This window comes from Moorena producens 3L (assembly GCF_000211815.1).
GTDB lineage: Bacteria > Cyanobacteriota > Cyanobacteriia > Cyanobacteriales > Coleofasciculaceae > Moorena > Moorena producens.
The window spans coordinates 1-19,349 of sequence record NZ_GL890929.1 but is presented as its reverse complement, the minus strand read 5'-3'; the positions used below and the strand labels follow the sequence as shown (position 1 = coordinate 19,349).

Annotated in this window: 17 protein-coding genes and 1 pseudogene; 12 read left to right on the top strand and 6 right to left on the bottom strand. The window is 43.7% G+C overall.

What is annotated here, in order from left to right:
* Window positions 1–72 precede the first annotated feature (72 nt).
* Entirely contained in the window at window positions 73–327 is a 255-nt protein-coding gene (locus tag LYNGBM3L_RS16410; protein ID WP_008185466.1) for a hypothetical protein, read from the top strand.
* 82 nt (window positions 328–409) lie between these two features.
* On the top strand, window positions 410–1,552 hold the full coding sequence (locus LYNGBM3L_RS16405) for an IS4 family transposase (RefSeq protein WP_044492478.1): 1,143 nt from the start codon (window positions 410–412) through the stop codon (window positions 1,550–1,552).
* Between the two features lie 288 nt (window positions 1,553–1,840).
* Here LYNGBM3L_RS16405 and LYNGBM3L_RS16400 read toward each other — a convergent pair whose 3' ends face one another.
* Both LYNGBM3L_RS16400 and LYNGBM3L_RS36650 read right to left on the bottom strand, forming a co-directional pair.
* On the bottom strand, window positions 1,841–2,824 hold the full coding sequence (locus LYNGBM3L_RS16400; protein ID WP_008185462.1) for an alpha/beta hydrolase family protein: 984 nt from the start codon (window positions 2,822–2,824) through the stop codon (window positions 1,841–1,843).
* 121 nt (window positions 2,825–2,945) lie between these two features.
* Window positions 2,946–3,113, bottom strand: a pseudogene (locus LYNGBM3L_RS36650) (element excision factor XisI family protein); the annotation flags it as partial.
* A gap of 308 nt (window positions 3,114–3,421) precedes the next feature.
* Here LYNGBM3L_RS36650 and LYNGBM3L_RS16395 point away from each other — a divergent pair.
* Window positions 3,422–4,063, top strand: coding sequence for an LON peptidase substrate-binding domain-containing protein (locus LYNGBM3L_RS16395; protein WP_008185458.1), 642 nt, complete (start codon window positions 3,422–3,424; stop codon window positions 4,061–4,063).
* A 169-nt stretch (window positions 4,064–4,232) separates the two neighbouring features.
* Here the strand turns inward: LYNGBM3L_RS16395 and pheA are convergent, their stop codons facing one another.
* Window positions 4,233–5,093, bottom strand: coding sequence for a prephenate dehydratase (pheA, locus tag LYNGBM3L_RS16390; RefSeq protein ID WP_008185455.1), 861 nt, complete (start codon window positions 5,091–5,093; stop codon window positions 4,233–4,235).
* 397 nt (window positions 5,094–5,490) lie between these two features.
* Here pheA and cobJ point away from each other — a divergent pair, with 397 nt between their 5' ends.
* Entirely contained in the window at window positions 5,491–7,461 is a 1,971-nt protein-coding gene (cobJ, locus tag LYNGBM3L_RS16385) for a precorrin-3B C(17)-methyltransferase (protein WP_008185453.1), read from the top strand.
* A gap of 146 nt (window positions 7,462–7,607) precedes the next feature.
* On the opposite strand, the gene LYNGBM3L_RS16380 is transcribed toward cobJ, so the two are convergent.
* Window positions 7,608–8,024: a Tery_1686 family protein gene (locus LYNGBM3L_RS16380; RefSeq protein WP_008185450.1), complete on the bottom strand. Its 417-nt coding sequence runs from the start codon at window positions 8,022–8,024 to the stop codon at window positions 7,608–7,610.
* A 368-nt stretch (window positions 8,025–8,392) separates the two neighbouring features.
* Here LYNGBM3L_RS16380 and bcmE point away from each other — a divergent pair, with 368 nt between their 5' ends.
* Together bcmE and LYNGBM3L_RS16370 are read left to right on the top strand one after the other, a co-directional pair.
* A complete protein-coding gene (gene bcmE / locus LYNGBM3L_RS16375) occupies window positions 8,393–9,775 on the top strand; it encodes a thiamine pyridinylase (protein WP_008185449.1) in 1,383 nt (460 codons plus the stop codon).
* Between the two features lie 202 nt (window positions 9,776–9,977).
* On the top strand, window positions 9,978–10,823 hold the full coding sequence (locus LYNGBM3L_RS16370; RefSeq protein WP_008185446.1) for an alpha/beta fold hydrolase: 846 nt from the start codon (window positions 9,978–9,980) through the stop codon (window positions 10,821–10,823).
* A gap of 21 nt (window positions 10,824–10,844) precedes the next feature.
* Here the strand turns inward: LYNGBM3L_RS16370 and LYNGBM3L_RS16365 are convergent, their stop codons facing one another.
* A complete protein-coding gene (locus LYNGBM3L_RS16365; RefSeq protein WP_008185444.1) occupies window positions 10,845–11,051 on the bottom strand; it encodes a DUF433 domain-containing protein in 207 nt (68 codons plus the stop codon).
* Window positions 11,052–12,155: 1,104 nt separating this feature from the next.
* Between LYNGBM3L_RS16365 and psbQ the strand changes: the two genes are divergently transcribed.
* The 6 genes from psbQ (at window position 12,156) to LYNGBM3L_RS34925 (ending at window position 17,501) form a co-directional block, all read left to right on the top strand.
* On the top strand, window positions 12,156–12,656 hold the full coding sequence (gene psbQ, locus LYNGBM3L_RS16360; RefSeq protein WP_229414543.1) for a photosystem II protein PsbQ: 501 nt from the start codon (window positions 12,156–12,158) through the stop codon (window positions 12,654–12,656).
* 18 nt (window positions 12,657–12,674) lie between these two features.
* Window positions 12,675–13,811: an NAD(P)/FAD-dependent oxidoreductase gene (locus LYNGBM3L_RS16355; protein WP_008185439.1), complete on the top strand. Its 1,137-nt coding sequence runs from the start codon at window positions 12,675–12,677 to the stop codon at window positions 13,809–13,811.
* A 243-nt stretch (window positions 13,812–14,054) separates the two neighbouring features.
* Window positions 14,055–14,771 carry a hypothetical protein gene (locus tag LYNGBM3L_RS16345; RefSeq protein WP_229414541.1) on the top strand — a complete coding sequence of 239 codons (717 nt, stop codon included), beginning with the start codon at window positions 14,055–14,057 and terminating at the stop codon, window positions 14,769–14,771.
* A gap of 29 nt (window positions 14,772–14,800) precedes the next feature.
* Window positions 14,801–15,631: a biotin--[acetyl-CoA-carboxylase] ligase gene (locus LYNGBM3L_RS16340; RefSeq protein ID WP_008185433.1), complete on the top strand. Its 831-nt coding sequence runs from the start codon at window positions 14,801–14,803 to the stop codon at window positions 15,629–15,631.
* Between the two features lie 96 nt (window positions 15,632–15,727).
* Window positions 15,728–15,997: a hypothetical protein gene (locus LYNGBM3L_RS40940; protein ID WP_131827241.1), complete on the top strand. Its 270-nt coding sequence runs from the start codon at window positions 15,728–15,730 to the stop codon at window positions 15,995–15,997.
* 10 nt (window positions 15,998–16,007) lie between these two features.
* Window positions 16,008–17,501 carry a M23 family metallopeptidase gene (locus LYNGBM3L_RS34925; protein WP_008185431.1) on the top strand — a complete coding sequence of 498 codons (1,494 nt, stop codon included), beginning with the start codon at window positions 16,008–16,010 and terminating at the stop codon, window positions 17,499–17,501.
* 129 nt (window positions 17,502–17,630) lie between these two features.
* On the opposite strand, the gene LYNGBM3L_RS16330 is transcribed toward LYNGBM3L_RS34925, so the two are convergent.
* Window positions 17,631–18,596, bottom strand: coding sequence for a GDP-mannose 4,6-dehydratase (locus LYNGBM3L_RS16330; protein ID WP_008185429.1), 966 nt, complete (start codon window positions 18,594–18,596; stop codon window positions 17,631–17,633).
* Window positions 18,597–19,349 lie beyond the last annotated feature (753 nt).

Sequence of the window (19,349 nt, the reverse complement as noted above, 5' to 3'; positions counted from 1 at the left end):
AGATGTAGAGGAACAAATCCTAAAACATTTAGCCAGGGATACCCAGGCAACAGTATCAATAATAGATGAATATTGTCAGAGATTAGTTTAAATTATCCAGCTTTTTTATCTTTAAATCAATCGGCAGAAGTGGCCAATGAGGTGACAGATACTGATGATATCCAGGTGATTAATCATCAACAATGGAATTATGAAGGTGGATGGAAGAATGTGTTAAACAATTTTCGTTTACTGATTCAACCCATCATGATGTTATGGCTTATTTTTCCATGGTTAGATATTTTACCTAATAGTAAGTTAGGCTGGGGGGGCGACGATATGGCTTGAAACGATTGATACGTCAAGAGTGTAACGATCTGTGATAGAAAAAGATAGGTCTCAAATTGTCAATAAGACCTATCTGTTGCAAATGTTACCCTTATTCTATCAAAAGCATCTTAAAATTCAACTAAAGTATCGTAATTTTATTTTATTAAATATTTTAGTGATGCTTGTACAATCAATCAAAAGAGTTAGCATAGAAAAGTTAGCAAATGCTTTACCTCTTGGAATAAAATTTGAAAGTATAAGAAAAAGAATTCAGCGCTTTTTGTCTTTACCAAATCTAAGATTTGAAACTATTTGGTTTCCTATCATAGCTAGTATACTAGAAACATACTTTGAAACAGATGAACTAGTTTATATAGCAATTGACCGTACAAATTGGGGTAAAATAAATCTTTTAGTAACTAGCCTGATTTGGGATAAAAGAGCATTGCCAATATACTTTACTTTGATGCCAAAATTAGGTAGCAGTAATCTTAAAGAACAGAGCAGTCATCTATCAACAATAATTCCCATTTTTAAAGATTATAAAATTTGCCTATTGGGAGATAGAGAATTTTGTTCTGTTAAGCTAGCGAAATGGTTGTCAGAAAAGTCTGTATACTTTTGTTTACGTCTCAAAAAAAATGAGTTTATTGAAGTCAAAAAGAAAATTTGGATTGAGTTATCAAATCTTGGGTTAATACCAGGAACTTCATTCTTTATTAAAGGAGTAAAAATAACTAAAATAAAGGGATTTAGCACTTTTAACGTTGCATGCAAATGGAAGCGTAATATTTCCGGATTTATCCCCAAAGAAGGATGGTTCATTATGACAAATTTAAATTCCTTAGAATTGGCGATTGCTGCTTATAAGAAACGGTTTGGCATTGAAGAAATGTTTAGAGATTTTAAAACAGGAGGCGATAATTTAGAAGACACTAATGTCTATGGTGATCGGTTGATTTCGCTAATTTTATTGATATCAATAGCCTATACTTCTGCTACCATTCAAGGACAGCAAATTAAACTAAAAGGAATTCAAAAATATATCGGCAGAGTAAAAGAAGATGGCCGTTCACAACGACGACACAGTAGTTTTTATATAGGATTATATGCTCAAAATTGGGTCAGTTTTAGCGATGAGTGTATTAATTTAGTACGAGAATTAATGAGACTTAATCGTAATAAATGGAAGTATTATTTACGAGGAATGAGAGCTAAATCGCTTGTCCTGTCTGCTTTATAACTATTTTCGTCGCCCCCCCAGAAGTTAGGCCTGGGATTGAATCAGCTAATTAGTGAAATTAATCAATGTCAATCCTTTTTTTATTCTGGATAATCTGGCTTATTTGTTAATCATTGAATTCGGAAAGTGACAGAAAAGGGATAAATTCCCTGCGGGCTTACCCCATGGCTAGAAGCAAGGGGCTTGCGCCCTTAGACTTTTCGGTCAAAATGTAACACAGTGCGATCAAGCCCGCTGCTAGGTTAGGTTAAGTTAAGTAACCCAACAATCTCACTAAATTAATTTAAATTACTTCCGTTCAAAGGAGGCAATCAAAGGGTTCTCAGAACTTAAGTATTGATTGATTGCTGACAAGGCTTGAGGTTGATGGGAAACATGAGCATCAATGAATAAACCAATTGTTTCTGCTAGCAAATTCCGTAGTAGGTCTTCCGGTTGAGATGCTGGATAGTCTAGGAAAGCTCTACCAGTAGTGGAATCAGATGGATAAGCAATAGAGAAATGATTGGCTCCCTCTAGAAGTAGCAGATAACTATCGTCTCTGCCCCCTGAGATCGATTCTCTAAAAGTGCGTAACACTGGAGTGGTTGCTTGTTCCCAAGTTACTCCATAGCGGTGGCTGCTGTTGGCAATAACTCCATCACAGGTTCCTCCAATCAGCATTAATGGTAAAGCATCAGGTAAAGGTAAGATTTTGCCCGATGGATATCCTAGTTGCTTTCCTCCTGCTGTATGTGCACCATAGGCAAAAGAAGCCACAATTTGTGGAAAGAAGCGTGGATTTGCACTTTCAATTGCAACTCTGCCCCCAGCGGAGTGTCCTCCTAGAATGATGTGTTTTAAATCAAGCAGGCCAGCTAGAACTCCGTTAAGTTGTAATTTCTCTAATGCTACCAATAGGCTTGGTAAAGCAGAGGCTGTTGGAGCTGAACCATAGGTGTTTGGAGCCCACATTGCGATGTCAACACCTGGAGTCAGACCTACTATACCAGGTAAGTTTTCGGCAACCCAGGAGAAAGTGACAACCACAAGCCCACGTTCTGCCAACTTAATAGCAAGCCACTGATATACTTCCGGACTACAGTTTATGCCATTAAAGAAAATGACGACTTTGAAGGGAGACTGCTGAGGATCAGCAGGAACAATACCCATATTTTGTTCCTGATCGCTGCCTGACATCAGGGCTGGATAGAAAACTTTCAAATGAATGGTGTCATATGGAGAGGAAGCATCTTCTACTTTGGTAGACTGAAAAATTGCTCGAATAACCATACCACAAAAACTTATTTATTCAGATTTTAATCAGCTTATCAATTACAGCGAGCTTTGAAGCACACCAATAGATGGAAGGCTAACGGCCTTGAGGCTAGCGGCGCGAGACCAACTCTGGGAAAAGCCAAATTTTGCCGTCTTTGATATCTAAATGAACGATAGAACGGTAAATCCGATTCAAATCTTCCCAACCCACATTCATCCACTGGTAATGATCCCGAACAGTGTCAAAAATTAGTTGTACTTCCACCTCATCATTAGAAACATCATCCTGGGCGTACTGGTTCAGTAATCTCTGAACCTACTCGCGGTATTGAGCTACTTTCTCCATTCAACAATCACCTCATTGGCTGGATCATACACAATTATCAAGACCTGATACTGTTGTATCGCAGGATGCTTTAGCCTACAGGTCTGCTGTCAGAGTAGTAAGTTATGACTGCTATTGCTGAGGAGCTCAAGCCTACACTCCCCTAGCCTCGCGAGTGTAGCTAGGTCACTACAAAAGACTACAGGAAGAATTATGCCGTGGAGTGTCAAACACAAAATCCGTTAAAGTATGTAAATAAGCGAAGTTACCTTTTTAACCCAGGCACAATGGTATCCTCATCCTCGATTGCTGTCAGAGAACTCCCCATATTTCCCCTACCTGAAGTAGTTTTATTTCCTGGACGCCCTCTGCCGTTACACATTTTTGAATTTCGCTACCGAATCATGATGAACACGATTTTGGATAGCGATCGCAGATTTGGTGTCTTAATGTGGGATCCTGTTAAACAGGAACCAGCTACAGTTGGCTGTTGCGCTGAAGTTATCCACTTTCAGCGTCTTCCCGATGACCGGATGAAAATAGTAACTTTAGGTCAGCAGCGGTTTCGGCTCTTAGAGTACGTTCGTGAAAAACCCTATAGGGTTGGACTAGTGGAATGGATTGAAGACCAGCCACCTGCTAAAGACCTCAAACCAAAGGCAAAAGACGTCGCACAGTTATTGCGGGATGTTGTGCGTCTTTCCGCTAAGTTGACCAACCAGAAAATTGAGCTACCAGAAGACCTGCCCGATCTACCGATTGAGTTGTCTTACTGGGTTGCTAGCAATCTGTATGGCGTAGCCTTAGAACAGCAGGCACTTTTAGAGACCCTGGACACGGAAAAACGTCTAGAACGGGAAACAGAAATTCTCACTTCAACTCGCAATCACTTAGCAGCACGCACTGTACTCAAAGATGCATTGACTTAAGCTTTAATTGTAGCGTTTCTCATAGCTATGAGGTACACAGGATTTTTGGCCAGATCCGCTGCTCTCGACTCCCGACTCCCGACTCCCGACTCCCTACTTCCATTAACCCAGAACGAAAGTACCTCACCCAATTAATAACTGCTATAACAGTTTTGTTCACGGTTGACGGTTAACTGTTGAAAGTAAAATTATCAACATTTATGAGGGTGTAGCTGCCAAAAATCTTGAGGATTTCCTGATCAGGAATTATTTCCTCAAGAGCAGCTTTAAATAATGGTGTATACAGATCTGATTCCAGTTCAATAAAGAATATGTACTCACCAAGTAATCGTTTGGTGGGACGAGACTCAATCCGACTTAAATTAATACCTCGACGGGCAAACACCTGGAGTGGTTTAGACAAGGATCCAGGTATATTAGCAGGAGGACTAAATGCTAAGGAGGTATGACTACCTCCAGGAGATGGCTTTAAACTCAGCACCCAAAACCGGGTGAAATTATCGGGATAGTCATTAATGTTAGATGCCAGTACTGGTAGAGTGTAAAGCTTTGCTGCTCGTTGAGAAGCGATCGCTGCTGCATTGTGATCTTTGTCCAAAAACTGTAGCGCTTCAGTAGTGGAGTTGGTAGGTACCAGTTGCACTGATGGCAGAAAATGCTCTAACCACCCCTGACACTGAGCCAGGGCTTGGGGATGGGAATAAACAGTTTTAATGTCTGCTATGGTTGATGCCCGTGACATCAGACAATGTCTGATGGGCAAAACCAGAGCCTGTTGGATTTGTAGCTGATCTAGTTGCCAAAGCCGATCTAGTGTCATGGCGACACTGCCTTCAATGGAATTCTCTACAGGTACCACTGCTAGATCAGCTTGTTGGTTAGCTACTGACTGTAAGGTTTGGCCAATGCTGGGATAAGCACACAAGAGGGATTGCTGACCCTGTTGTTTCTGGAGTCGCTCAGCATAAGCTGTGGCAGCGGCTTCTGTATAAGTTCCTGGTGGTCCGAGATAAGCAATAGAAAGTGACATAATAGAAAATCTAATTTTAAAGTAGCTTGAAGGTTAGCAGCTTGTTATTTAGTAAAGAGATGTGATTATTTTTTAGTGTGAACATAAATCAGTATTGAGTTTGATGATATAGTTATAAATGTTATCTAGAGTATGGCGGTTGAATTGTAATAATATAATTAATAATAAATTAGGATTATATCAGATTTTAAGTTACTTGGTATTTATCAAAATGTTAACTGTAAACTATTGAAAAAAAACACTACTAAGTTCGTCAGTATATCAGTTATTATTAGCTGGGGTATTTTTAGGCTTGTTTGGGAATCGAGGAACCGATAAACAGCAAGCGGGAATATTCTATTTTAAGAGTAAAGCTGGGTATCTTGATCTGCCCTAGTTAACGTTTATTTCTTTCATGATGGCATCGGTTTTTGAAAATTTCCAACCCCTAGCTGCGATCGCTACCACTCCTACTGGGGCTCAAATCCTGCAACCCCTGTGTCAAACTACTGGTGCAACTCTTTGGGTACCGAATTCTCTGAGCACCCTAGAACAGGTTGCTGTCTACAAGGGTTCTCTCAAAGACCACATTGCCTCCCTCTGGCCAAACCACCGTGCTTTGGTGTTTTGTTTGGCAGCCGGAGCAGCGGTGCGCTTAATTGCTCCTTTGTTAACGGATAAGTCCAGTGATCCAGCAGTTGTGGTAGTTGATCAAGGGGGAGGTTTTGTAATTAGTTTGTGTAGTGGTCATCAAGGGGGGGCAGATCAACTGACACGGTTAATTGCTTCCCAACTCGACTCAACGCCTATTTTAACGGGAGCAGCAGCGGATTTAGGTCTACCTGGAGTTGATGTCTTAGGTATTCCCTTTGGCTGGTATCGGGGAAAAGGGGATTGGACTAGAGTCAGTGCTGTGGTTGCCCGTGGGGAAATAGTACAGGTAATTCAAGAGGCTGGTTCCACTCTTTGGCAAGCTCATCTTAGAGATGGACATCCTTTTTATTTCGGATTTCCAGAGGATAGCGCTACAAGTGAATCCGAGTCGATCTCACCTAAAGCCAGGATTTGGATTAGTCCCACCCACCAGCAATTTTCTCCAGAATCGGATTTACCAAACGTGCAGTGGTATCCACGGGTAATGTGGGTGGGAATTGGCTGTGAGCGAGGAACATCGAAGCAGTTGATTGAAATGGCGATTCGGCAGACCTGTGAGGGTTATGGTTTATCAGAAAATGCGATCGCAGGAATTGCTACTATTGACCGCAAAGCCGATGAAGTCGGCATAGTCCAATTGTGCCAAGAGCGCCATTGGCCTTTACGCACTTTCCCAGCTGACGTACTCCGTTCCGTAACCGTACCCAACCCATCGGATGTGGTGGCGGCAGAAGTTGGTACTCCCAGCGTTGCCGAAGCAGCAGCTCTCTGTGGCGCTAGAGGGTTGAAGGTTAGCAAGTTGTTCGCGAAGCGTGGCCTTTTGGCCAAGGTTAGCAAGTTGAAGGTTGAAGGTTCTAACCTACAAGCGACTAACTTACAAGCGACTAACCTTCAACCCTTATTAGTTCCCAAACAAATAGTCAAATCAGCTAATCAACCAGGAGCAGTAACTGTAGCGATTGCTCAATCCCCAGTAGAATACACTGGACGTATGGGGAAACTGTTGCTAGTGGGTATCGGTCCGGGAAATCTTGACCAAATAACCCCAGCCGCTAAAACGGCTATATCCAGCGCTGATGCTGTGATTGGTTACTCCCTCTATATCAATTTAATTTCAACCTTGCGACGTCCAGGACAAATTATCGAAGCCTTACCAATTACCCAAGAAACCCAACGAGCAAAACGGGCTATTGAACTGGCTGAGTGGGGATTAACGGTAGCAGTGGTTTCCTCTGGTGACTGCGGTATCTATGGTATGGCGGGGTTAGTCCTAGAAGAATTGCGCTCTAGGGGCTGGGATGGTAAGACACCCCAGGTGCAAGTATTTCCTGGTATTACAGCGTTACAAGCTGCTGCCTCTCGTGTGGGAGCACCCCTGATGCATGATTTTTGTGCCATTAGTTTGAGTGACCTATTGACCCCTTGGCCAGTAATCGAAAAGCGTCTAGAAGCCTCAGCCGCAGCAGATTTTGTGACTGCGTTGTACAATCCGCGATCGCGTAATCGTACTGAGCAGATTGCGATCGCACAACGGATTTTTCTCAAGCATCGTAAGCCTGATACCCCTGTAGCCATTGTGGTTTCAGCCTATCGAGACGATGAAAACATCACTCTCACAACTCTTGACAAAATGCTGGAAATACCCATTGATATGCTAACTATGGTGCTAATTGGTAATCAAAGCACTGATATTCATCAGGATTGGATGATTACACCAAGGGGATATCAGATTTAAGGTTTAATGTTGAAGGTTTAAGGTTTAATGTTGAAGGTTTAAGGTTTAATGTTGAAGGTTGTTGGCTTTCGCGCAGCGTCGGCAAAGCCTAAAGCGTGGCCTTTTGGCCAAGGTTATTGGCTTGAAACCAGATTCAACAAGTTCAATCAGAGAAACAACTCAAACACCTGACGACAGAAATGTTTTAGCTTTTCCCCCACTTCAGCTGATGGCTGACAATTACCGATAATTTGCCAACGCTCCACTGTGGACAGTCGCCAAGCTTCTCCTTGATGGTTAAAGGCGGTCGCTTCCAAACCAATCAGCCGATGAGATTGATCCAAGTGGTCTTTATGAAACCGAATCTGTAACAAAATACTTCGACTTTGGAAGCGTCTACTCCAGCCAGGGAAGTGAAAACCAATGTCAATGGAGTTAGGATCCACCAGTTCTCGGGTTTCCGGGTCATTGGTCCAAGGCTTGAGGTCAGCCTTGGCATCAGGGAATTCAGACTTAAACAAATTCACAACAGCCGCAATTTTGGTGGTGACTTCTAAGCCGATTGCTTGTTCAGCTGCGTTCACGCCTAATCTCCTATGGTTAACTGCTAGTTAGTAACGTAATTTGTATCTTTTTATTACAACCTAAGATAAATCTACCCAATTATTTATAAAAATTTATACTTTTAGTGTAAAATTTAGTAATTTGATCAAAAGAAGAACCAAGTGTTCCAGGGTAAGCGCAAGAAAAATGAACTCATAATATGCTAGGGGAACCGATGTCAGAATAAAGGTTTCCAATGGTTCTTGGCTTCGATTCCCCCGGGTTACTCAACTCGAACAAGTCGGCAATCCTTGCCACTGCTGCCTGCTACTGATTGTCAACAAGTTCAGCAGGCACTGATTGATCCACGAGGGAAAAAAGGGGCTAGATATGTAGTGATGAAATAGTGATGAAAAAACTAATTAATTTCAGCTTGACCCTAATTTTAGCCTTGGCTATCAGTCTTCTAGGAATAGGAGAAGCATTGGCTACAGAGCTAAAGGTTGCACTGTATCCATACGTTCCTCGGCTTGAGCAATTCCAAACAGCAATACAAGCTGAATGGGATTTGGTTGAACCAAACGTTCCCTTGAATTTCGTTCCTTCGGAGGATTGGGATGGGGGTTACTCGAATAATCCTCCTGAAGATGCAGATGTTTATGTATTCGATGCCATGTTTTTCGACTACTTTCGCAGTAAAAACTGGCTCGAACCGATACAGGCTAGTGAAATCGACAACTTGGAGGACTTCGTTGAATACGCAATAGATGGGGTTAAGGTAGGTGGGGAGTATTACGCAATTCCCCAGCTTGGTTGTGCAAATATCTTATTTTATAGACAAGATGATCCAGCGATTGCCAATGCAACGAACCTAGATGAAATTCAGAGTGCTTTGTCTTCATGCACCTATACCAGCGAGATTCCCCCCGATATTCGGGGCATGATGCTTGATATGGCTGGTGGCACGACAAATGCTACTCTTTACCTAGACATTGCCCATAGCTTGACTGGAGAATATCCCTTCCCATTGCCTGAGAATGAATGCCAACTTAACTCCCAGGCGATAGACAACATGCAAGAGTTGCTAGGGATGGCAAGCTATGAGAATGCAACGGATTCTATGGAGCCCAAGCAGCAGCCCTACCAGCAGGCAGAGTGGTTTAGTAATGATTGGGGACGTGCACTCATGGGCTATACAGAAGCGATGTCAAACATGAGTGAAAACACACGGCAAAACATTGGCTTCAAGGTCATGCCGTTATCAGATCAAGATCAATCCTATCCAGAAGTTTTCTATGCTGATGTGATTGGTGTAAATACTACAACTAAAAACAGGGGGACACGTGACTTTGCTGTAAAGCTAGCTAATACGATGGCAGCCTCCACAACGATGATTGCAAGTATTGGAGCAGATGCAAGTCATCCCTATCCCCAGTATCTTATGGCCACTCGTCCCAGCATATTCCAGACTCTTGAGCAATCGTTCCCGCTTTATGGTGATATGTTTGGGCTCATCCAAGGTCAGAATATTATTATGTTCAAGGTGAATGATCAAAGCCGTAGCTGGCTAGGGAAAATGAAAAACACGATTCGTGAGAAGGCTAGGGAGAATTATTCTTGCGGCTGTGATTATCCAGCTATCGAACCTATTCTCAATAACACTTATGCTCCTGAGATTTGTGGAGATACATGTGCCGACCATGGCGCTTTTTGGAACGGTCAGTGGACCAATGCATACCCAGCTGCACAAGAAACATCTGTATGTGGTTGCAACACATGCCCCTTGCCATAAAAGTCTGGCACCTGAGTCCTCACTTGTCTAAATTCCCACTCAGGGGTAAGCTCATATAGCAATCCGAGCTGAAAAGTGAACAGTCACAGTTCTTACTCAAAACTCAGCACTCAGGACTGACGAACTATTTTCAAGGGAAGTATTGTTCACAAGTCGATCAGGATTGCCACACGACAAGCAACAGCGTAAAGGCAAAACAACCGTGTCCATCAGTGAACAATCTATAGAAGTCGGGTCTTGGGAATGGTTCTATCGGGAAGCTAAAGCCGTTGGCGATAGTAAACCAGTGCCAGTAGTACTGCTTCATGGCTTGCCATCCCAGAGTTTTTGCTGGTGTGAGATCATGCCAGATTTAGCTAAAGTAGGGTACGATGCGATCGCACCAGATTGGCTCGGTTCTGGATTATCCGCAAAACCGGATCGGCTTGACTTTCCTTACACACCAGATGCGTTCATTGAAGCCTTAGGCGATTTCCTTAAACAGCTGGAAATCGAAAGGTTTTCCTTAGTTGTCCAAGGCTTTCTCGCCTCAGTGGGACTTCAATATGCCTTGCGTCACTCAGACCAGATTGAGCGTCTAGTGATTCTCAATACACCTGTCTCGTCGGCTGCCAAGTTACCCAGCAAGATGCAGCAATGGGGATGGCCATTCATCGGAGATATGTTAACCCAAGACCCCCTGTTAGTTGACCGAAGTCTGGAAGGGGGGTCTCGCTATCGCATTGAAGACAAGTATTTAGATCTCTATCGCAAGCCTTTCCTCAAAAGCTCCGATCCTGGACGTTCTCTGGTAGCGACAATCAAGAATATCCAGATGAACAAGTGTATGGCAGAAATTGAATCAGGTTTCCGCAACTGGGACAAACCAACCTTAATTGTTTGGGGACTCAAAGACCCTTGGCTTCCGGTTGACCAAGCTGAGCAATTTGCTAATCAGCTTAAGAATGGGGAATTGGTGAAGCTGGAGGAAGCTGGACATTACCCTCAGGAGCATTGGTCGAAGGAAATTAGTGAAATACTGGTGCCGTTTCTAAGACGCAAAGCTTGAATTTTTCAGTATCCGTGGCAATTAAACGATGTCGCGATCAGCAGCAAATTCTAGGCAAGCTTTAATGTCTGTTTCGGTCAATTCTGGAAAGTCATCGACAATTTCGGCGTGAGACATACCAGCTGCTAGCCAGCCTAAAACGTCATCAACTGTTATGCGCATCTGTCGAATACAAGGTTTACCACCTCGCTTATCCGCTTCGGTGGTAATAATATTGCGATCGCTCATTGGAGTTTTAGGGAGTAGGGAGTAGGGAGTAGGGAGTAGGGAGTAGGGAGTAGGGAAGAGTAGAAAAGAGAGCCAAAGATTTTTTAGTACTATAAATCACATTTTGTTTTATGATAGCTTGGTAGAATATCTTGTGATCAGGGTTGGCGAATTTATTTCATCATTACTTAGCTTAAGCCTTAGTCAATATTTCCATCAGTAACGATTGCTGAACTAGTAATATAGTCTTATTTGACTTGATTTTAATTAAAACTAAAAATCCGTCATGATCGAGAAATTAATAATTGTTATCCCAATTATTAGCTTTTACCATGATACCAATCAATTTGATATTCTCAACTTCAAACCAATTCTAATTTTTGTATAAACTTGTTAATCTGACATTTATACAGCTCAGATACAAGCTTGAGAAAGGCAAACAGCAGTCAGTAGCTTCTACCTGAGCAGCTCGTGAATTAATTAGTATGTCGCCAACCAAGATCTTGCTGAAAGTAGTGCTTGGGTTGGTAAGCTTTGATGCAATCAGTGGTCAAGGTGCCCTATTGGGTATTAAACTTTTCGTTTGATGTGACCAATATTGGGTTATAGTACTTGACCAAAAATTTTGGGTTTAAAGCCCCGTTATTATAGGACGGCTTTTAAGTAAAGTGTGATAGAATAAACATGTAGCCTAGTACAGGCAGGATTCGTCGGTACTGCCAATTTAAAACAACGACGTAAAGCGATACTAGTACACGAGGAGCGCGCATACCTCGCCAAAACGCATGGATCTTAACAGATACCGAAACCCCAGTAAAATAAAATTTTAAAACTAAACGTACCGTGGGGCACACGGGAACGGGGGAGACCCAACGCTTAGGGAGATAAGCCCACGCTCGTTTAGTTAAATTAGGCTCGATATGCGCGTTTTTAAACGGGTATTTGGCTTAAGTACTGCCTTTGCTGGATAACTAATTTTAGCGATGCAGAGGTGCGACCCGTGGCGAATTTAATTCGCCTACGGAAAGCGCACCTAAGCGGTCTTGGGGGTTTCCCCCATGAGCGACTGCATCAAGACAAGGCGTGTCGTAGAACTAAGAATCCCCGCTCATAAGCTGGCGGGGAGTGTCAAGAACCTTAAGTAGTTTTCCCGAGAGGTTGGCTAGCGAACAAACAATGATGATGAGAAGTTATCGGTCTATTCTGACTGTGATTCTGGCAATGGTGATGACCTTTTTGGTCAGCTGTGGTAGCCCAAGTGCCACCACCGCTCCTACCTACACCCCTGAAAAAATTGCCCAAATCCAGACAAGTGCTACTAGAGTGCTTGAGCTTCGCGAGAAAATGCCAGTTCTCGAAGCCAACATTCAAGACGAAAACTGGGTAGATATTAGTTCATTTATCCATGGTCCGTTAGGAGATCTAGGGCGCAGCAGTAACTATCTGGCTGGTCAACTTCTTCCCAAAGACCAGAAAGCAGCCAAGCAAGCGGCTGAAGTATTGTTGAAATCTTTGGTGAAAATTGATGAAGCTTCTGTAGAGCGCAACTCCCAGCTAGCACTCAAAAACTACGAAGCAGCCTTGAAAAAATTTGATAACTTTTTGGAACTAATTCCCACTAGTTAAAAAGTTATCGATAAAATTGTGAGTAAAGTCGCTATTATTGGATGCGGTATCGTTGGAGCAGCGATCGCATATGAACTTAGTCGGGTAAATGGGCTAAGTATCACTGTGCTCGACCAGCATCTGCCAGCACAAGGCTCTACTGGTGCTGCTTTAGGGGTACTGATGGGTGCCATTAGTAAAAAAGTCAAGGGTAGGGCGTGGCAGCTGCGACAAGTCAGTATCCAGCGCTATCAGACCCTGATTCCTGAATTAGAGGCACTCACGGGATACCAGATTCCAGTCAATCGCAACGGTATCTTGAAGCTGTGTTTGCCTGGAGAGGACTTGGCCTCTTGGGAAAAACTAGTACAAACTCGCCTCACCCAAGGTTGGCAATTAGAAATTTGGGATGTTCCCCAAGTTAAGCACCGTTGCCCTCAGCTGAGTCAAGATAAATTTATTGCTGGAATCTATTCTCCCCAAGACCTACAAATTGATCCAACTGCCCTAACCCAAGTATTAGTGGCTGGTGCTGAGGCCAATGGGGTTAGGTTTAATTTTGGAATCACAGTTAAAGGCTTTGAATCCATAGGTTCCGATCTCAACAATTCTCTCAATTGCTCCCAAATCTCTACTGATTCTGGAACCCTAGAGATAGATTGGCTAGTAGTGGCTGCTGGGTTGGGTTCATCTGGGCTGATTAAGATGCTCCAACCACAAGACTTGCAAGTTAGTCGAGATCTGCCTCTGACTCTCAAACCAGTACTGGGACAAGGAGTAAAATTGCGGCTGCCACAGCCCATGGGATATGAAGATTTTCAGCCAGTGATTACTCGTGATGATGTTCATATTTTGCCAGTAGGTAAGCAAGACTACTGGGTGGGCGCAACAGTTGAGTTTCCCGATGATGCAGGTAATGTAGAAGCACAACCAGCCTTACTGGAGGTGGTCAGACAGAATGCGATCGCATTTTGCCCTGCTCTAGCCACAGCAGAAATTATCCACACATGGTACGGGTTACGCCCTCGTCCAGAAGGACGACCTGCCCCTGTTATTGATCAACTGCCTGGTTACAATAATGTTTGGCTAGCAACAGGTCATTATCGCAATGGTGTACTCCTTGCTCCGGCTACCGCACAAATAATTCGGGAAGAAATTATTGACTCAGGAAAATAGCTAGAGGTGCGACCCGTGGCGAATTTAATAATTAGATGCGGAAAGCGCACCTATTGTTTTTGTTGAGAGTTACTATTGAGATTTAACAGTTAACCGTCAATCGTCAAAAAACAGCGATCAATTAAAATATATAGGTTAAATGTTCATTAACTGATCAACTAATTGTTTTGTAGGAGGCGCGGCGCAACCTCTCAGGTTTAACCCCAATGGGGTGTCAGGGGAGTATCCAGCCGTGAATTTTTGATGAAATCTCGATGGTTAATCACGAGTTTGCTGATGGTGCTGATGAGCTGTAGCCCGTCGCCTACTCCATCAACTAAGAAAACACCGGTTTCCCAACCGATGCCAAGCCCGCCTAATTTAGAGGACACATCTAAATCTGGCAGTTCAAAGTCCACAACCAAACTGTCTCCACCAGCATCAGATGCCTTTACTATCTCTCCTAAAGGAATTGGACCGGCTAAGTTGGGAATGACCTTGGGACAGCTGAAACAATCCCTAGGGGATAAAGCAAAATTTGAGGTGAAGTCACCGTTTATTGTCGGTTTCGATGCGATCGCAGTTATCCAATCAGGACAACCCCAATACTATATTCTTTACCCGATGGGAACACCTATGGGTAATTCAACCGTAATGGAAGCGTTATTCACCACAAATCCTAACTATCGCACCACCAAAGGTGTTGGCCCTGGCACACCCCTCAAACTAGCTGAGCAAACTTACGGTGATGCTACCTTGTCCTTTAACTATGCCAGCGAGTCTCGGGAATACGTCAATTTTGCCAACCTATCGGAAGATATAGCCTTTCGCATGGGAGTAGCCGTCAATGATACTAATAATCAGTTTTCTGGCCTTTATGCTTCACCATTGAAAGAATATAACCAAACCCAGAACTATCGCGACTCAGCGACAATTAAATCTCTAGAAGTCTATTGCCGAGATAAATGTCCTTCACGCTAGATAATCATTTACGTGAGCTTATCATTTAAATGAATAAAAGCTCATTTAATCAACAAGCGTTTGAAATTGCTCTGGAAGCAGTAAGGGAACAGTTGCCCCTCAACTCCCCAGCCATGGGGCAATTTCCACCAATTCCTCTACAGGTCTTTGACACTCTCCCATCCACTAACCAAACCCTTTGGGAATTGCTCAACCAAGGTGCAACAGTTCCCACCATGGTTATTGCTGGGCAACAGACAGCAGGGCGGGGACAGTGGGGACGACAATGGCAATCTCCAAAAGGTGGACTCTACTTATCCTTAGCTTTAGCTCCCAAGTTACAGGCATTGGACAGCGCCCAGCTAAGCATGTGTAGTGCTTGGGGAATTGCTACAGCTTTGAGAGCTTACGCTATGCCTGTGTCTCTGAAGTGGCCAAATGACCTACTACTTAAGGGACGCAAACTCGGAGGTATTCTAACAGAAACCCGTGTCAAACAGGGTCAAATTACCAAAGCCGTTGTGGGTGTCGGAATTAACTGGAGCAATGAAGTGCCGGAATCTGGCATCAATTTGCGCTCATTTTGGCAACCCGAGTCCTATGCCACTGTGACTTCTATAGAAATGCTGGCTGCGATTGTTTTACAAGGACTACTGTCCGGATATCAACTCTGGTCAGAGGAAGGAATGAATAGTTTGCTACCACGATATCTAGCGCTATTCAATTATCAAGGAAGCCAGGTCATGGTAGAAGGAAATCCAGGCATCATAACAGGGGTAACCCCTAGGGGCGAACTGCGAGTGCATCTACACGATACTCCGACCCCAAAAGAAATTTTGCTCAAGCCCGGTACAATCAGTCTTGGCTATCGTAGTTGTTGAGAACTCTTACGGTTAAGGGTCAAATGTTAAGCATCAACTAATCAACAAAACAGGAATTATGGCGTTGCTTAATAATGGAATGATTTTAATAGTTTTGTGGAATGGGCATCTTGCCCGTTCCTGACGGTGCGCACCTATAGCGAATTTAATTCGCCAACGGTCGCACCTGTGGCATGGGCATCTTGCCGTGGCATGGGCATCTTGCCGTGGCATGGGCATCTTGCCGTGGCATGGGCATCTTGCCCGTTACAGTTTCCGGGCGGGCAGGATGCCCACTCTACTCCTATTCATTCCAAGACTGACGCAACGCCGGAATTATGGCTGATGGCTGAGCCGAGCGAGTATAACTGTGTAGTAATTATTTAGTGAGTCGTAAATGACCAAAGAAAACTCCCCTGGTAGCACCCTGTATAGCATTTTCTACCGATGCCCAAAACTCATCCATGGACTGAGTGTGATGAGTAGTATTGGTGTCCTCAGCAGCGGTATGGTTGTGGCCAAAACTCAGTCACCCATAGAAGCTGTATCAGTCAACACCACTACCAAATCTATAACGGAAGCAGCATTTGATCCAACTCTTATTGCTGCTTTGCCTAAACCTACACCCCCAAGCTCCTTTGCTGTGCCAGCTGTGCCAGTGGCCAAACCAGCCCCAGCAAAAGCTGCTTCAAAACCAGTAGCAGCAACCAAGGTCACTAAACCCATTGCCCCACGAGCACCAAAAGTTGCCCGGAAATCAGTAGCTCCCTCGGTGCCTATCCAGGTTAAGAAACCGATTGCTCCACCAGCTAGGAAATCTGTCCGGACAAAAGCGATCGCAGTCAAACGAGTACAGCGTAGAACCCAATTCTCTGTACCAGCTAAAGCCACTGTCGCCAAGCCACCGAAAGTCAAGCTCAATCCAGTAGCATTACAGCCTAGAGTTCCAAAAACCGCTGCTAAAAATAGCTATATTGACCGCACAAACTACAATGTTGGTGCCACTAAACGGTACACTCGCCCCTCGGCAGTTGTTTTAACTGAACGGTCAAGGGGTTGTCGGACTGTAGCCAGAAATGGGCAACTCAGGGGGAATTGTGGTGTTGCCCCGAGGCGTCAACCAATTGCTATCTCTGGAAGTAGACGGAACCGTAGAGTAACTCAATTACCCAGACCACGAGTAATTAGTACTCAAACTGCTAGATATAATCCGGTTCGACCAGTCAGATATAATTCATATAATTCAGTTCAACCGGTCAGATTTAATCGAGTCAAACCTGCCAAGAGTCGTCCAGCTAAATGGGTTCCTCGTGGGATTAGCGTTGCTCGGCGGAATCGGTCTGTCAGGAAACTTCCTACAGCCTTAGCCTACTACAATCTCACCCAACGACCCTTAGGACTGGCCAATTTCAGGCAATCCAGCTTTGTGTTCCCCGTAACGATTCCTTCTGCCATTAGCTCCCTATTCGGCTGGCGGACTCATCCGATTTCCGGTAATCGCCGTTTCCACGCTGGTACAGATATAGCAGCACCCCTAGGTACTCCAGTTGTTGCTGCCGCTGATGGTGAAGTAGTAACAGCTGACTTCTTAGGTGGCTACGGTTTGACCGTTATGGTGCGCCATGAGGAAGGTACCCAAGAAAGCCGCTACGCTCACCTATCAGAAATCTTTGTCCAACCTGGGGAATGGGTACAAAAAGGAACTGTAATTGGGCGGGTTGGCAGCACCGGTAATTCTACTGGTCCCCACCTACACTTTGAATGGCGGCATGCCACTCCCCAAGGCTGGGTAGCAGTGGATGCTGGCTCCCATTTGAAGTATTCTTTAGGTCAACTAGTCCAAGCCCTACAGGTAGCCCAAAATACCTCCTTTTCCCTACGAGGATTTTAGGCTGGTGATCGGGTGATCGGGTGATGGGGTGATCGGGTGATGGGGTAATGGGGACAGAGTTATATCAGCAGCACCAGTTATATCACCGTCTCAGTCCCCAGTCCCTTTTTCCCCTTTACCCTTTACCCTTTACTTAGACAAACTCTCCAACCGAGCTTCCACCATCATTCGCACCACATCCGGCATTTTGTATTGGGCTTGCCAGCCTAACTTATCCCTTGCCTTAGCTGGGTTAGATTTCCCTAAAGCCAAATCAGTCGGTCGGAATAAGTTGCTATCGGTCACCACATGCTCTTGCCAGTCCAAGTCAACTGTAGCAAACGCCGTTGCCACGAAATCTTCTAATTTATAACTCTCCCCTGTCGCTATTACATAATCATCTGGCTGGTCTTGCTGTAGCATTAAATACATTCCTTCAACATATTCAGGAGCCCAACCCCAGTCACGCTGAATTGCCATATTGCCCAAACGAAGCTTCTCTTGACTACCGTTAGCAATCCGACAAGCAGCACTAACAATTTTTTGGGTCACAAATCGTTCTGGTCGTAGGGGAGACTCATGATTAAATAAAATACCAGAGCAGGCAAATAACCCATAGGCTTCACGGTAGTTAGCTACTTCCCAAAACGCTGCTGCTTTAGCAACACCATAGGGACTTCTGGGACGAAAGGGAGTCTGTTCATCAGCGGCTTGTTCTCCAGTATCCCCAAAGCACTCACTAGAACCAGCGTTATAGAGTTTAATGGGAGCACCAGTAAAGCGAATTGCCTCTAGTAAATTAATCGTGCCAGTCGCTATGCTTTCTAGGGTTTCTACTGGTTGTCCAAAAGACAAACCCACTGAACTTTGCCCCGCCAAGTTGTAGACTTCATAGGGTTGGAATTTCGTCAGCACTTGCAAGACACTACGAAAATCCGTCAGTGTCATTGATTCCAACTTAACTTGGTCTCGGATACCCAAATACACCAAGTTCCTAAAGGAGGACATTTGAGCATCCCGTGACGTGCCACACACAGTATAGCCTTTGTCTAAGAGCAATTTTGCTAAATAGGCTCCATCCTGACCAGATACTCCACAAACCAGTGCCTTTTTCATTAACTTTTCTCAGGAAATAAACGATTCATGTCATGTTAATATTAACTATCCATGTTAGATATCATGAATCGAAGTGTACACTATAATAAAGAACAATAATGCTAATTGATAGCCCTGAGCGACAGTCTTTTAAATTTAGTTAATTATCCTAGATTGTCGAGAATTATGGCTAAGGCTAAGTTGTTTAGGGATATAAATAGGGATAGATATAAATAGAGATAAAAATTAACGTTACGTTCGTCAAACTATAAACCGGAGGCAAGAGCTAAAAATAGAGATAATTAAGTTGATTACCTAGGTGAATTACCCCATAACTTCAAACATCACTTATAATTATTTTGATTATAACTATGGTAAAACTATTTTGTTGATACTGTTTTCGTAAATTTTTATTTACTGTAACCTTTTCCCGACAACGGCGACAAATTATCTTGTGTTATTAAATAACTTTGGTTCTATTTTAAATCGTCACCAAAAAAAAATAAGACCCCCTTCTGTCTTGATGAATAGCAAACTACTAGTCAAGTATAACCTGCTGACTTAGAGTTGGCAAAGGGGAACAGATTGGTGTCAGTGCTATTATGTGGGTATTAAGAATTAAGTATGACTAATTACTTATAGCAGCAGTTGGTCAGATGGGGAACTTTCCAGCTACGAGTATCCTCTAAGTAGAACAAACCGATATAGCGCTTTTTCTCCTCATGAGGTACACATATTTTTTCCCTCTTCCCTGCTCCCTGCTCCCTGCTCCCT

Bases quoted from the DNA above. Each gene is read 5' to 3' on its own strand.
- LYNGBM3L_RS16405 (WP_044492478.1), top strand. From the start codon at position 410: ATGTTACCCTTATTCTATCAAAAGCATCTTAAAATTCAACTAAAGTAT.
- LYNGBM3L_RS16400 (WP_008185462.1), bottom strand. From the start codon at position 2,824: ATGGTTATTCGAGCAATTTTTCAGTCTACCAAAGTAGAAGATGCTTCC.
- LYNGBM3L_RS16395 (WP_008185458.1), top strand. From the start codon at position 3,422: ATGGTATCCTCATCCTCGATTGCTGTCAGAGAACTCCCCATATTTCCC.
- pheA (WP_008185455.1), bottom strand. From the start codon at position 5,093: ATGTCACTTTCTATTGCTTATCTCGGACCACCAGGAACTTATACAGAA.
- cobJ (WP_008185453.1), top strand. From the start codon at position 5,491: ATGGCATCGGTTTTTGAAAATTTCCAACCCCTAGCTGCGATCGCTACC.
- bcmE (WP_008185449.1), top strand. From the start codon at position 8,393: ATGAAAAAACTAATTAATTTCAGCTTGACCCTAATTTTAGCCTTGGCT.
- LYNGBM3L_RS16365 (WP_008185444.1), bottom strand. From the start codon at position 11,051: ATGAGCGATCGCAATATTATTACCACCGAAGCGGATAAGCGAGGTGGT.
- LYNGBM3L_RS16345 (WP_229414541.1), top strand. From the start codon at position 14,055: ATGAAATCTCGATGGTTAATCACGAGTTTGCTGATGGTGCTGATGAGC.
- LYNGBM3L_RS16340 (WP_008185433.1), top strand. From the start codon at position 14,801: ATGAATAAAAGCTCATTTAATCAACAAGCGTTTGAAATTGCTCTGGAA.
- LYNGBM3L_RS34925 (WP_008185431.1), top strand. From the start codon at position 16,008: ATGACCAAAGAAAACTCCCCTGGTAGCACCCTGTATAGCATTTTCTAC.
- LYNGBM3L_RS16330 (WP_008185429.1), bottom strand. From the start codon at position 18,596: ATGAAAAAGGCACTGGTTTGTGGAGTATCTGGTCAGGATGGAGCCTAT.